General features: G+C 68.8%; 12 protein-coding genes. 4 read left to right on the forward strand and 8 right to left on the reverse strand.

Going from position 1 to position 13814, the window contains the following annotated elements; genetic code table 11:
* The first annotated feature begins 78 nt into the window (after positions 1 to 78).
* Positions 79 to 867 (forward strand): type VI immunity family protein, encoded by a 789-nt coding sequence (locus LXT23_RS39855; protein WP_253985695.1) that lies wholly within the window; start codon positions 79 to 81, stop codon positions 865 to 867.
* 12 nt (positions 868 to 879) lie between these two features.
* On the opposite strand, the gene LXT23_RS39860 is transcribed toward LXT23_RS39855, so the two are convergent.
* The 4 genes from LXT23_RS39860 to LXT23_RS39875 are packed head-to-tail and all read right to left on the reverse strand — an operon-like array spanning position 880 to position 5254.
* On the reverse strand, positions 880 to 1119 hold the full coding sequence (locus LXT23_RS39860; protein WP_253985696.1) for a hypothetical protein: 240 nt from the start codon (positions 1117 to 1119) through the stop codon (positions 880 to 882).
* Between the two features lie 8 nt (positions 1120 to 1127).
* A complete protein-coding gene (locus LXT23_RS39865) occupies positions 1128 to 2117 on the reverse strand; it encodes an FAD binding domain-containing protein (RefSeq protein WP_253985697.1) in 990 nt (329 codons plus the stop codon).
* A gap of 18 nt (positions 2118 to 2135) precedes the next feature.
* Entirely contained in the window at positions 2136 to 4610 is a 2475-nt protein-coding gene (locus tag LXT23_RS39870; protein WP_253985698.1) for a xanthine dehydrogenase family protein molybdopterin-binding subunit, read from the reverse strand.
* The gene (locus tag LXT23_RS39875) at positions 4610 to 5254 is read right to left on the reverse strand and encodes a (2Fe-2S)-binding protein (RefSeq protein WP_253985699.1); all 645 of its coding nucleotides are present in this window, start codon (positions 5252 to 5254) and stop codon (positions 4610 to 4612) included. The genes LXT23_RS39870 and LXT23_RS39875 overlap by 1 nt, the downstream gene beginning before the upstream one ends.
* 217 nt (positions 5255 to 5471) lie before the next feature.
* Between LXT23_RS39875 and LXT23_RS39880 the strand changes: the two genes are divergently transcribed.
* A complete protein-coding gene (locus LXT23_RS39880; RefSeq protein ID WP_253985700.1) occupies positions 5472 to 7082 on the forward strand; it encodes a flavin monoamine oxidase family protein in 1611 nt (536 codons plus the stop codon).
* Between the two features lie 294 nt (positions 7083 to 7376).
* Here LXT23_RS39880 and LXT23_RS39885 read toward each other — a convergent pair whose 3' ends face one another.
* The gene (locus LXT23_RS39885; protein WP_253985701.1) at positions 7377 to 7544 is read right to left on the reverse strand and encodes a hypothetical protein; all 168 of its coding nucleotides are present in this window, start codon (positions 7542 to 7544) and stop codon (positions 7377 to 7379) included.
* A gap of 32 nt (positions 7545 to 7576) precedes the next feature.
* A complete protein-coding gene (locus LXT23_RS39890) occupies positions 7577 to 8170 on the reverse strand; it encodes a DUF1989 domain-containing protein (RefSeq protein ID WP_253985702.1) in 594 nt (197 codons plus the stop codon).
* Positions 8171 to 8182: 12 nt separating this feature from the next.
* On the opposite strand from LXT23_RS39890, the gene LXT23_RS39895 reads away from it, so the two are divergent.
* Complete coding sequence (locus tag LXT23_RS39895) at positions 8183 to 9349, forward strand: hypothetical protein (protein WP_253985703.1); 1167 nt, start codon at positions 8183 to 8185, stop codon at positions 9347 to 9349.
* 328 nt (positions 9350 to 9677) lie between these two features.
* Here the strand turns inward: LXT23_RS39895 and LXT23_RS39900 are convergent, their stop codons facing one another.
* A complete protein-coding gene (locus LXT23_RS39900; RefSeq protein ID WP_253985704.1) occupies positions 9678 to 10745 on the reverse strand; it encodes an STAS domain-containing protein in 1068 nt (355 codons plus the stop codon).
* Positions 10746 to 10937: 192 nt separating this feature from the next.
* Positions 10938 to 11966 carry a kinetoplast-associated protein gene (locus LXT23_RS39905; protein WP_253985705.1) on the reverse strand — a complete coding sequence of 343 codons (1029 nt, stop codon included), beginning with the start codon at positions 11964 to 11966 and terminating at the stop codon, positions 10938 to 10940.
* Positions 11967 to 12262: 296 nt separating this feature from the next.
* Here LXT23_RS39905 and asnS point away from each other — a divergent pair, with 296 nt between their 5' ends.
* Positions 12263 to 13663, forward strand: coding sequence for an asparagine--tRNA ligase (gene asnS / locus LXT23_RS39910; RefSeq protein ID WP_253985706.1), 1401 nt, complete (start codon positions 12263 to 12265; stop codon positions 13661 to 13663).
* Positions 13664 to 13814: the final 151 nt, after the last annotated feature.

The following is a 13814-nucleotide window of genomic DNA, read 5'->3' on the forward strand; positions in this document are numbered from 1 at the left end:
GGGTTCACACCGGCGCGGGAGGCAATACAGATTTGCTTCTATGTCCGCCGTCCCCATTCCGAAGTCTCACAGGACGTCTTGCGCGCGCTGGACGTGTTTCAGGCTGCGATTGCTCCGAAGGCGTTGAGCCATTACGCGGACTATGAAGGTGAGTGGCAGGAACTCGATGAGGCGGGGTGGCAGTTCGCCCGTACGAAGCTGCTTGGAAGACCATTCGGGCGGCTCCATCTCATTGGCTCTACGAGTGCCGACCGCTTCGACTTCGATTACTGCGGTTTGCTCACCCATGATTCTTCTCTCCACGACGCCTGGGAGGATCCGGTGTGCGCCGTCTCATTCCAGCTCACCACCGAATACCTGAAGGAACATGGCCCCGACCGGGTCCGAGCCCTCGCGCTTCAGCTGGCCGAACTGTTTCCCCTGTCCTCGGGACACGCGGGGCTGGCCCTCTGCGGTGACCTCGACCTCATTGGCGTGATGAGCGCGCTCCGGAAATACTGTTTCCGGTATCCAGGGCTGGACATCGTGGACATCGGGTACCTGGCCTATCGCATCGGGTCGAAAGTCCATGGCCCCGCCTGGCTGAACTTCCTCGGACGCCCCGCGCTCGATGGGCTCGGTGGTGTCGCCGGGCTGCGAAGCAGGCTGCATTCACCCGGCACCACCGTCGACGAGCTACCGGATGGCCGCGCCGTCATCACGCTGGGACCCGAGCCCGACGCGGGAGACAACGAGCAGGGCAACGTGCTCCCCGCCTATCGCGAGCTGGCGCGTGTCCTGGAGCCCTGGCTCTACCTGAGGGAGGGCCACATGCTCGACTTCACCCCCGAGGAAGCCCACGCCTGGAGGCGCCGCTTCCTCGACTGAATACGCCTCGCGCTACTCCAGCGGCTCCTCCACCGGCACGCGGTAGCACACCCGCGTCTCTCCACAGGAGTGCGGGTGCACCAGGTCGTCGTCGGGGCCCACGCACTCGCCCGTGGCGACGCACCAGAACGTGGCCGTGTTGACGAAGCCCGACTCCCAGTCCACCGCCGCGTCGTACAGGACGCCCGGCGTTCCCTTCGAACGCAGGCGCCGGCAGACGGGCGGTGGCTTCGGCTCGGTACCTGAATCCATCCGGCTCCTCAGGCCCCCGCAGCGGCGAGCAGCGTCCGTCGAACCACCGCCTCCAGCACCGGCACCTTGTAGGCGTTCTTCGACATTGGCGTCGCTCCAGCCACCGCCGCCTTCGCCGCCTGCCGTGCCAGGTCCTCGGTGAGCGGCTTGCCCACCAGGAGCTGCTCCGCCGCCGTCGCGCGCCTCGGCGTGGGCGCCACCCAGCCCATGGCGATGGACGCCTGGCGCACCGTCTTCCCCTCCAGCCGCAGCACCACCGCCACGTCGCAGATGGGCCAGTCGTAGCTCTCCCGCTCGCCCTGCTTGTGGTACGCCGCCTTCGTGCCCGCTCCCGGCGCGGGGATTCGCACTCGCGTCAGGACTTCATCGGGCGCGATGACCGTGTCCCGCGGGCGCTTCATGTCCGGCGGCAGCAGGAACTCCGCCACCGGCACCACCCGCGTCTTGCCTCCCGGCCCCGTCAGCTCAACCGTCGCGCCGTACGCCACCAGCGCCGTGGCCGGCGTCGACGCGTGCACCAGCGCCGTGCGCTGGTTGTCGAAGATGGCGTGGTACTGGTTCTCCCCGTCACGCACCCGCGCCGCGTCATCGCCGCCGGCCTGATGGAAGAAGTCACTCCGGAAGTACCAGCAGCGGGGCCGCTGGAGCAGGTTGCCGCCCATCGTGGCCGCGTTGCGGACCTGCGGCGTCGCCGCGTGCTCGGCCGCGTCCGCCAGCGCCACGTAGTTGCGCCGCAGCTCCGGCTCCCGGGAGATGCGCGCCAGCGTCACCAGGGCCCCCAGCTCCAGGCCCTGCTTGCCGTCGTAGCGCACCCCGTCCAGCCCCTTGATGGTCTTCAGATTCACCAGCCGGGCCGGCGACACCACGCCATTCTTCATCAGGTCCAGCAGGTCCATCCCGCCGGCCTTCGCCATGACGGGCTTGCGCTCGCTGCTCTCGCCCAGCAGCGAGGCGGCCTGCTCCACGGACTCCGCATCTACCCACTCGAAGGTCTGCATGAATCCTCTCCGTCCGGCTCAGGCCCGCAGCGCCGCGAGCACGTTGGCGGGCGTCATCGGCAGCGTGCGGATGCGCTTGCCCGTCGCGTTGTAGAAGGCATTGGCCACCGCCGCCGCCGTCGCCACGTTGGCGGGCTCGGCGACGCCGCGCGCATCCGTCGACGTCTGCGCGCCCAGTTGCTCCAACAGGATGACCTCGATGTTCGGCACCTCGCGCGAGCCCACAATCTTGTACTGGTCCACGTTGGCGTTGAGCTGGTGCCCGCTGGCCGCGTCCAGGTGCCGCTCCTCGTAGAGCGCGTAGCTCATCCCCTGAATCACGCCGCCGTAGATTTGACTCTCCGTCAGCTTGGGGTTGATGGGGCGCCCACAGTCGTGCACCGCGACCACCCGCTCCACCCTGACGATGCCCGTCTCCGTGTCGACCGCGACTTCGGCGAACTGCACGCCGCCGATGCCGTGCTTGCTGATGGCCACCTCCGGCGTCACCATCGCGTACCCCTCGTAGTCGTCGCGGCGCTCGGCCCGGTGGGACAGCTCCGTCACCCCGGCCTTCTTCACGGCGTCCTTGAAGGCAAGCGCCGTGTTGGGCCGGCCCTTCACCATCACCTTGCCGTCGACGAAGACGATGTCGTCCGCCTTCGCCTCGAAGTGCGGCGCCAGCCGCGAGGCCAAATCACGGGCGCAGCGATACGCGGCATTGCGGGCCGCCGGCGTCAGCGAGCTGGTGACCTTGCTGCCGCCGGAGGACGGCCCCATCGGATAGCGCGAGTCACCGACATGGGCGCCAATCTGCTCGGGACGCAGGCCGAACTCCTCCGCCACCACCTGCGCGAAGATGGTCCGCGTCCCGGTGCCGATGTCCTGCGTGGCGTTGAAGGCCTCCACCGAGCCGTCGCCCGTCAGCCGCACCTCCACCGCCGTGTTGCGGTGGACGAGGTAGAGCCACTGCGACTGCGCGAAGCCCATGCCCCGCTTGATGGGGCCCTTGTCCGAGCCCGCGGGCCGGCGCTTGCTCCAGCCGAACCGGTCCGCGCCCACCTTGCGCTCGTGTGCCCGGGCCAGCGAGTCGTCCGTGCCGGAGATGTCCAGCTTCGCGCGCAGCGCCACCGGGTCCAGCTTGAGCTGCTCCGCCACCTCGTCGATGGCCTGCTCGAGGCCGAAGATGCCCTGGGCCTGTCCCGGCGCCCGGAAGGCGGCGCAGGGCCCGGCGTTGGTGAAGACGTCGTACTGCTCCACCTTCACGTTGGGACAGTCGTAGAGCGTGGCGTGGGCGAAGCCGACGCCCGCGCCTCCGGCCACGCCGCCGCTGCCATGGGCCTGGAGCTGCAGCGCCACCAGCGAGCCGTCGCGCTTCGCGCCAATCTTCAGCTTCTGGATGCTGTTGGGCCGGTTGCCGCCGGACACGTGCTCCTCGCGGCGGTCCAGAATCATCCGCACCGGCGCATGCGCCTTGCGCGACAGGTGGATGGCCAGCAGGCCGAAGTTGCCGATGCCGTACTTCGCGCCGAAGCCGCCGCCCGTGAAGTCGCTGATGACGCGGACCCGGTTCTTCGGCAAATCGAAGTGCTCGGCGGCCTCGTCGCGCACGCTGCCCACGTGCTGGGTGGAGGCGTAGAGGGTGAGCAGGTCGTCCCGCCAGTCCGCCACCAGGCCATGCGGCTCCATGGGCACGTGCGTCTGCACCTGCGTCCGGTACTCCGCCTCCACCACCACGTCGGACTCGCGGAAGCCCTTCTCCACGTCGCCGCGCGGGCCCATGCCTCGCGGCCGGGTGTCGGGGCCGCGCACGTTGCCCTTCTGCGGCAGGCCCGGGGGCGCGCCGCCGCCGCCCGCCGTCGCGGGCTGCTCGGTGGGGCCGGGGAAGACGATGGGCGCGCCCTCCTTCATGGCCTCTTCGATGCGGGTGACGTGGGGCAGGCGCTCGTACTCCACCTTGATGAGCCGGACCGCGGCCTCGGCGGCGCGTTGCGAGTCCGCGGCGATTCCGGCGATGGGCTGGCCCGCGTAGCGGATGGTGGGGTAGCGGTTGCCCTGCTCGGCCTTCGGGTCCCTCAGCCGCGCGGTGGCCAGCAGCTTCTCCATGACGTGGATGGCGCGCACGCCCGGGTAGCGCTCGGCCGCCGACGTGTCGATGGACTTGATGCGCGCGTGCGGGTACGGCGACACCAGCCGCGCGCCCCAGAGCATTCCCGGAAGCTGCACGTCGAACGTGTAGCGGGCCCGGCCCGTCACCTTCTCCACGCCGTCCAGCCGGGAGATGGGCTTGCCAATCGACTTCAGCTTCGCGTTCTCCGGGAGGGGAGGGGGCTCATCCTCGGGGACGCGGCGGGTGACCTCCTTCATGCCCGCGCCGACGATGCCGTACTGCATCGTCTGCTGCCTCGCGGGGCCGGGGTTGGGAGGCGGCGGCTTCTGGGGGCCCGAGGCCTTCGGGCTCTCCGCCGACTTGGTGGGGCCCTGGGTGCCGGTGGTGTCCTTGACGTCTTGCATCAGCTCTTCCCCTTGCCCTTGCCACCCGCCTGGGCCGCCGCCAGGGTGGCCTTGAAGACGTTGGGATAGGTGCCACACCGGCACAGGTGCCCGCTGACCGCCTGCTTCACGTCATCGAGCGTGCACTTCGGGTTGCGGTCCACCAGCGCCGCGCAGCTCATCACCATGCCCGGCGTGCAGAAGCCGCACTGGAGCGCGTCGTTCTCCACGAAGGCGCGCTGCACCGGGTGCAGCTCGTCGCCCTTCGCGAGCCCCTCAATCGTGGTGACCTTCCGGCCCCGGGTGTCCAGGACCAGCGTCATGCAGGCCGCGGCGACCTCGCCGTCGAGCCACACCGTGCAGGCCGAGCAGGCCCCCCGGTCGCACCCCACCTTCGTCCCCGTCAGGCCGAGCTGGTTGCGGAGCAGGTCCGCCAGCGTCGTGCCCGGGTCCACCGTGACGGCGGTGGGCCGGCCATTGATGGAGAGCGTCAGCGGCTCGGGCTCGGGACCCAGGACGGTGGGGCCCGCGGCGGCCGTCGCGGCCTCCGCGGCCGTCTGGACCAGGGTGGCGCTGATGGCCGAGGCACCCGCGCCGGTGAAGAAGGCGCGACGGCTCAGCTTGGGCAGCAGGGGCTTCGGGGCGTCATCGTCGGAATGGGCCACGGTCGATTGCTCCTCCGTCTGATGAAGGTACAAGAGCCATTTCCGGAGAACCGGGAGAGTTGTGGGGCGCGCGGCAATAACTTCGGGTGCTTAACGAAGCGATGCGAAGTGGGCCCTCCCCCGCTGCCTCTTTCGGCGGCGGATATCGTTTTGTAGGGGTAGTTGAAAATTACTGGGTGATTGGAACACGATGTGCCTCCACTCCCCCGGAGGCCTCGTGGCCCGCACCCCCCTCTTCGAGCTGTTCCGTCAGACCACCCGCGTTGCCCTCGCTTCGGACCGGCGGGGCGTTCCCAGCCGTGAGGCGGCGCAGGCCATGCGGATGGACCGGCGCTCGGTGCTGAAGGGGCTCACCGTGGCGGGCGTGGGGCTGGCGGTGGCGCCGGCGCGGGCGCAGGAGGCGAAGCCGCCGCCGTCGTCCCTGCGGGTGGGCATCGTGGGTGGAGGCCTGGCGGGGCTGGCGTGCGCGTATGACCTGAAGCGCGCGGGCATCCTCGCCACGGTGCACGAGACGAACGACCGGCCCGGCGGGCGCGTCTTCTCCCTGGGCGGCACCTTCGGAGGGCCCGTGAGCTTCCCGGGGCAGGTGGCGGAGCGCGGCGGCGAGTTCATCGACAACGGCCACAAGACGATGCTGGGCTACGCGCAGGAGTTCAACCTCGCGAAGGAGGACGTCCAGAAGGTGGCCGGCGAGGTGTTCTACTTCTTCGGAGGCCAGCGCCACCCCGAGTCCGCGGTGGTGGACGAGTACCGGGCCTTCGTCGCCGCCATGCAGCCCGACCTTCGGGCGCTGTCCGGGGCGCCGACGGCGGACCTGCACACCCCGGTGGACCGGCAGTTCGACCTGATGGACCTGCGCACGTACCTGGAGACGCGCGGCGCGGGCCCGGTGGTGAAGGCGGCCATCATCGCCGCGTACGAGGCGGAGTACGGCGCCCCGGCGGACCAGCAGAGCTGCCTCAACTTCCTCTTCTTCATCCGCGCCAACCGGCGCTCTCGCTTCGAGCCCTTCGGCAGCAGCGACGAGCGCTACCACCTGGTGGGCGGCAACCAGCAGATTCCACGCGAGCTGGCCGCGCGCCTGTCCGGGCAGCTGCGCTACGGCGAGCGCCTGGAGGCCGTGCGCAAGACGGCGGCGGGCGCCCTGCAGCTCACCTTCCGGCGCGGGAGCACGGCCGTCACCGCCACGTATGACGCGGTGGTGCTCGCGGTGCCCTTCACCGTCCTGCGCGGCGTCACGCTGGACGCCTCGCTGGCGCTGCCGGCGTGGAAGACGCTGGCGATTCAGCAGCTCGGCTACGGCACCAACGCGAAGATGATGGTGGGCTTCCAGGGCCCCGTCTGGTCCGAGCGCGGCTGCACGGGCACGTCATACTCGGACCTGGCGGACCACCAGTCCACCTGGGAGACGAGCCCCACCACGGCTACCACGCAGCATGCGATCCTGACGGACTACTCCAGCGGCCCGCGCGGCGCCTCGCTGGACCCGAGCAACGTGGCCCGCGAGGCCGAGCGCTTCGTGGCGGCCCTGGACCGCGTGATTCCGGGCTCGGCCGCGAAGGTGAAGCGCGGCGCGGGCGGCCGCATCCTCGCGCACCTGGAGCAGTGGACGACCAACCCCAACACGCGCGGCAGCTACACCTCCTACAAGCCCGGCCAGTTCACCAGCATCTGCGGCAACGAGGGCAAGCCCGTGGGCAACCTCTACTTCGCCGGCGAGCACGCGAACTCGTTCTACTGGTGGCAGGGCTTCATGGAGGGCGCGGCGCTGTCCGGCAAGGACACCGCGGCGGCCATCCTCCAGGCGGCGAAGGTCGCCACGCTCTGAGGGGGGGCGGGGCTGCTACGCAGGACGTTCACGCTGGACGTGTGGGCCTGCGAAGCTGTTCCCGGCACAGGGCCCACCGCAGTTGGCGTGGTGTTGAGGCTCAAGCAGTCGCGCTACTCCAGAAGCTGAAGCTCACGCCCCTGCTGCCCCCTTGCTGGAGGGGCCGTCTGGGTTGGCGTGTGCCCAGAGGAGGCTGCACGGCCTCTTCCTCAGCCTGGCGCACAGCTCGGCGGCACCCGTCAGCGGACCTCCTCGCACCCTGTGCATCAGCGTCGAAGTCCGTCCAGTCCAGCGCTACCACCGCTTCGGTACGCTCAGCCAGGACGTACGGCACCAGGCGGCCGCCAACTTCCACACGTCCACCGCCTCGTTGGGCAGCAAGCGGTCCACCTGCGTGATGCCGTGCTTCTGCACGCTGCCCCGAGCCCACGCCAGCGCCTGGCCAATGGTGTGCACCGACAAGGAGGCGGCGTGCACCACGCCCAACGTTGCGCTCAGGCTGGCGGCAGCACCTCGAAGGCGAGAGGCCGCGGCGGCTGTCCGCCGTTGCAGGTGGAGGCGGGACAGGAGGAGAGCGCGACGGCCAGGTCCATCTCTGCGCGGAAGGTGATTGCCGCGCCAGGGCGCGAGGGCGGTGGACGGAAGGAGAGGGCGCCGTCCGGCCCGACGTCGGCGCACATGAAGACATTGAACGCCGTCGGCGGCGGCCCGGGGTCCACGCCGAGCCCGCGCAGGGCGTTGCCGAGGTTGTCGGCGCAGTTGGGGTGGTTGCCTTTGACGCCGTACTGCAGGCGGTACATCTCGATTGTGCAGGAGGCATAGAGGAAATCGTGCCGCCCCACGTCGTCGGCGACGATGGTGAGCATCGGTCGGCTGCGGTCGGACCACAGCACGTCGCCGGTCGAGAGGTAGATCTTCCCCTGGTAATCAAAGGTGCGGCCGTTCGACAGCCGCTCCGCGCCGTCGGCCGACACGGCGAACACGTCCCCGGACTGCCCGCCCTGGGGATCGATGACGCGCAGTCGCTCCCCCTGGCGCAGGCGAACGCCCACGCCTCCCGCGGCCGGAATGATTTGTTCCTGTGACATGCTCAGTCCTCCGTGACCGACAGGATCGTCAGTTCGCGCTGGCGACGCCACATCGAACTGCGCCGCATCGCTCTCCGCCGGCCTGACGACAAGCGCCTGATGCAGAGCCCGGCCGGTCACCACCACTGGGTCGTTGACTCCGGGTCAGGGCTCCAGGAAACAGCCCATGTGCTCGAATCGAGCGCCCAGGAGACTTCCATGCCCCACCGTCCCTACCCTCGCCTTCGCCCGCATCCAGCCGTTCTCGCCGTGGTCTTCGCGCTGTCTTGCACCCGTGCGCTGGCCGCCAACGCAACCTTCCCAGCCAACGGCGTCCGGTATGACACCCAGCTGTTCCGAGACGCGACGCAGGCCTGTGCGGCGTTCGTCAAGGGCTTCGGCCGGGGCAGCGTGAGCGGTGCGCCAAAGTACGAGGACCAGGGGCGCTTCCGGTGCTACTTCAAGGACGGAGACGACGAGAAGGACCAGATCGCCGCGTATGTCGACTGCCCGCCGCAGGCAAGTGCCGCGGGGCCCACGACCTGCCACTGCGACGGAACGCTGGTCTACGCCAACGGAGCTTGCGTTGAACCCAGCCAGGCAGAGGCAGACGCGAAGGATGACGGCACCCGCGACGAACCGGGCCCGGCAGCGACAACGGACGCGAAGGATGACAACGACTGCGCAGCGCTCGACGCTCTTGAGGCTGACAAATTGAAGGATGAGCTCACAGAGCGGGTGGGCACCCTGACAGAGCGCGCGCATTCCGAATTCGCCGCGGACCCCAGCATCGCGATGCAGGTGCTGACCGAAAATGAGGTCGCCTATATGTTCGGCGGAGGCGGGTATCGGCCCAATCCCAACGTCGAGCCGGGCAAGGACGTGCAGACGATGACCGAGCGCATGTTCAATGTGCTGTACGGCAAAGCCCTCGAGCGACTGGCGGCGCGCCATGTGAAGGGCGACGCCTGCGTCTCCCGCTACATCGACCATTTGTCAGACGCCGTCCAGATGAGCAAAGGACACAAAGAGGGAGGGGCGCCCGACTTCCTGGGCAAGGGAAAAGCGAAGGGGCTGGAGCTCGACATCACGACGCCACAGCAGGTGCCGGTGAAGAAGGGCAAGGGCAAGGAGTACAAGTTCATCACCTACCAGCGGCGGCTGCGGCTGGACGAGACCGGCAAGGCGGTGAAGCTCTAGGCGGAACGGACGTGCCCCGGGTGCCGAGCTTGCTGGGCTTCTGAATGATGTGGATGAGCCCGTCGCGACCGCTGATGCGACCGCCATGGCTGGCCCCGGCGGGCCATGGTGCTGTCATCAATCCAGCTGCTTGAACGAGGAGCCGCACCCGCCCTCGCTTGACGGTTGGCGCATCCATCCGGCGGCGCGCCCCCATCCCCTCAACACCTCTCCCATTCGCCTCATGCGTCAACCCGGACCTTTGCCGTGGTGGCTCGCTGCATGCTCGCGCCGCGACCAGGCCACGTCGCCGTCGTCAAGGCCCCGTGCCGCCCGTGGCGGCGAAGTGCTACCGCTCCAGGCGCATGCCCTGGTCGGCGAGGCACGCGCTCAGTCCCTCTTGCAGGTTGCGCAGGGTGGTGATGTTTCCCAGCCCCACCCCGAGCGACACCAGCGTCTGCGACACCGCGGCGCGAATGCCGGTGACGACCACGCGGGCTCCCAGCAACTCGACGGCGCGGACGATTCGCAGCAGATGGTCGGCGATGTTGGTGTCGACCATGTCGACCGCGGTGAGATCGAGGATGACGTGCCGGGTCTGGGTGCCGGGAAGCGCGTGCAGCAGGCGATCCATGAGCGAGGTCGCGCTCTCCTGATTGAGGCCACCCATCACGGGCACTGCCAGGACTCCGTTCCACACTTGCAGAATCGGTGCAGACAGCTCGCGTAGCGCCCGCTCCTGTTCTTGAATGAGCAACAACTTCTCGCGCAGTTGCTCTTCCGACCGGGCGCGCTCGTCGATCTCCGTCCGCAGTTTTTGCAGCGCGACCGCCAGGTCCGCATTGGTGGCTTGACCGGCCGCGAGCAACAGGTTCAGTCGCTCCTCGATCGTCACGTCGGTCGGGCTCACCAGGAATTCATCGTGGGCGGCGCCGGTGGCGGCGAAGGAGGTCTGCTCGGCCCAGCACGGCGTGTCGAACAGCTTCGACGTGATTCCCGCCAGCTTGCCCGCCATCATCGCGCTGCCCCACTTCACGTTGAGCGCCCGCTGGTAGAGCGCCTCCCAGCCGTTGGTCACGCGATAGTGGGCCTGCTTGCGCTCGCGATCGAGCGAGACCAGCTCCCAGCGGCCCCACCCGGCCGGCCAGGCGATGCTCGCCATCAGCTTCAGCCCCTCCTCGAAGGATGGCCGCGAGCTGATGACGGCCCAATCGCCCTCCACGCTCTGCTGGCCGCCGAGCTGCATGCACAGGTTGAAGCGCTCGACTCCGACCATTGCACACAGCCCCTCCATCATTCCGGCGACCGTGGTCGGGACCCACATGCTCAGCGTCGGGGTCCCTGCCCACAGGTTGAGCCCCCGCTCGAGGTCCCACTCGACATCAAAGCCGATATTGATCTTCGGGTTCGCGGCCATGGGATCTTCATTACCACCCTGCACGGCTGAGCGCCGAGCCAGCCTTCAGCTTCGTGTCCGCCGTGTTGGTGCGAAGACAGGGTGTACCGACACTCGGGCAAAGCCGTTCAGTCAAGCAATGCAACGGGCGCAAGGGCCCACTCCCACCCGGGAGGGGCCCCTGGCCAGACTCATGCCTCGGGAGCCTCGGGACTACTTGCCCTTGTTGTACTCGCGGCTCTGGATGACGCCCTGGACCTCGGCCAGCGCGCGGGCGCCGGAGGCGGACTCGAGGGCCTTCTCGGCGATGGCCTGCACCTGACGCTTGGCCTCGTTCAGCTCGGCCTGGAGCGACTGGATGGCCTGGGCCTGCTTGGAGGTGGTCTCCTTCAGCGAGGCAATCTCCATGCTGGCCACGCGCTGCGCCGTCTCGGCGTCCTTGGTGGCGAGCGTGAGCTTCAGGTCCCACTCGGACTTCACGCGGTTGCCGACGATGGCGGACGCGGTGTCCGTCTCCTTCTTCAGCACCAGCGGGAACTCGGCCACCTGCTTGCGCAGGTCCTCCAGCTCCTTCTCACGCAGCTTCAGGGACTCCTCGCGGGTGGCCCACTCCTTCTCCAGCTTCTCCTTGCGGTCGCGCTCGGTGGCGGACTGCTGGCGCAGCCCCTCGGCGAAGGCGTCCTGCTCCTTCTTGCGGTTCTGCTGGGTGTCGTAGGCGTACAGTTCCTCGGCGCGCTTGCGGGCCACCTCGGCGGCCTCACGCTCGGCGGCGAGGTCCGCGGCGGCCTTCGCGCGGGTGTCCGCGATGTCCTTGCGCAGCCGCTCCATCTCCGTCTCCAGCTCGGCCTTCTTCTTGTCGTACTCGGCCACGAGCACGTCGATGGCGCTGGCGGCGATGTCCTTGCCGTGCAGGCCGTTGAGCTCCTCCGTCTTGAGCTGGATGGCCTCGTCGAGCTGCTTGAGCTCCTCCACCAGCGAGATGACCTGCTCGTTGATGCCGGCCAGCGTCTTGTTGATGGTGAGGCCGGCCTCGGTGACCTTCTTCACGGCCGCCTCGGCGGTGAGGCTGGCAACGTCCGCGAGGACGTTCTTCGCGTGCGTGTCGCGGGCGTCCTGCTCCTTGGAGACGACGACGGGCTTGCTGCGGGCCTTGCGGGCCAGGTCGTCGAAGGCGGCCTTGGTGGCCTCGGCGGAGCGGTTGCGGGCGACGGCGTTGCGCTTGGACGTGGTGCGAGAAGCCATGTGACTCTCCAGGTATGGCAAGGCCAGGGCAGGCACGCTGGCCTGCGAATGGCGTGGTGGTTTTGTTGGGAAGGCTGGCCCCCTCTCTGGCGGCCATGGGAGAAAGATACCCAAGGGGTCTGACATGCAGGGCAGGGGTCCAGGCATGCGCCAGGGGGGCCCCTGGGGGCCCTGGAAGCCCCCCGGAAGGCCCTCCCGGACCCCCTCCGGTGGCCCCGGGAGCGCACACCGCCCTTGTCCTCCGGCCCGGCGCACGGCTAACTCGGCCCCCTGAATCGGCTCAAGGGAGAGCGTCAATGCAGGTCGTCAGTGTGAAGAAGGTCCTCGCGGGCGCCCAGGAGGAGGGTTCGAAGGTGGAGGTCCGCGGCTGGGTGCGCACGCGCCGCGACTCCAAGGCGGGCATCAGCTTCGTCAACGTGAGCGACGGCTCCACGTTCGACCCCATCCAGGTCGTCGCCCCGGCCACGCTGCCCAACTACGAGAAGGAAATCCTCCACCTCACCGCGGGCTGCTCCGTGGTTGCCCGGGGCACGCTGGTGAAGTCCCAGGGCAAGGGGCAGGCCTTCGAGGTCCAGGCCGATGAAGTCCAGGTGCTGGGCTTCGTGGACGACCCGGACACGTACCCCATCCAGCCCAAGCAGCACACGCTGGAGTTCCTGCGCGACGTGGCCCACCTGCGCGTGCGCACCAACACGTTCGGCGCCATTACGCGCGTGCGCCACAAGGCGGCCCAGGCCGTCCACCGCTTCTTCGACGAAGAGGGCTTCTTCTGGGTCAACACGCCCATCATCACCGCCAGCGACGCGGAGGGCGCCGGGCAGATGTTCCGCGTGTCCACGCTGGACACCGTCAACCCGCCCCGCACGCCGGAAGGCAAGATTGACTGGCACAAGGACTTCTTCGGCAAGGAGGCTTACCTCACCGTCTCCGGCCAGCTCAACGTGGAGGCCTACGCCATGGCCATGTCGAAGGTGTACACCTTCGGCCCCACCTTCCGGGCGGAGAACTCCAACACCACGCGCCACCTGGCCGAGTTCTGGATGATTGAGCCCGAAATCGCCTTCGCGGACCTCAACGAGGACGCGAACCTGGCGGAGCGCTTCCTCAAGTCCGTCTTCAAGTCGGTGCTCACCGAGTGCGCGCCGGACTTCAAGTTCTTCGAGGAGCGCGTGCAGAAGGGCGTCACCGAGCGCATGGAGAAGTTCATCACCTCCAGCTTCGAGCGCATCGACTACACCGAGGCCATCGAAATCCTGAAGAAGGCCAAGAAGAAGTTCGAGTACACGCCGGAGTGGGGCAAGGACCTCCAGACGGAGCACGAGCGCTACCTCACCGAGGAGCACGTGGGCCGGCCGGTGGTGGTGATGAACTACCCGGAGGCCATCAAGGCCTTCTACATGCGCATCAACGAGGACGGGAAGACGGTGGCCGCCATGGACGTGCTGGCGCCCGGCATCGGAGAAATCATCGGCGGCAGCCAGCGCGAGGAGCGGCTGGACGTGCTGGACGCGCGCATGAAGAAGTTCGGCCTCCAGCCCGAGCACTACCAGTGGTACCGCGACCTGCGCCGCTACGGCTCGGTGCCGCACGCGGGCTTCGGGCTCGGGTTCGAGCGGCTCATCGTCTACATGTGCGGCCTGCAGAACATCCGCGACGCCATTCCCTACCCGCGTGTGCCGGGCTGGGCGCAGTTCTGAGCCGGTAGTCCCCGCGGGCTTCGTGCCCTCGGGGGATGGCCCTCACGGTGTGGCGCGCTGACCCCGCGGGGGCGCCCACCGTGAGAGCCGGGCTCAATCCGCACCTCGACCAGGCGGCAGAGTGGCTCGCCGCCAGTGCCCGGAGCGCGGT

This window comes from Pyxidicoccus xibeiensis, assembly GCF_024198175.1.
Taxonomy (GTDB): domain Bacteria; phylum Myxococcota; class Myxococcia; order Myxococcales; family Myxococcaceae; genus Myxococcus; species Myxococcus xibeiensis.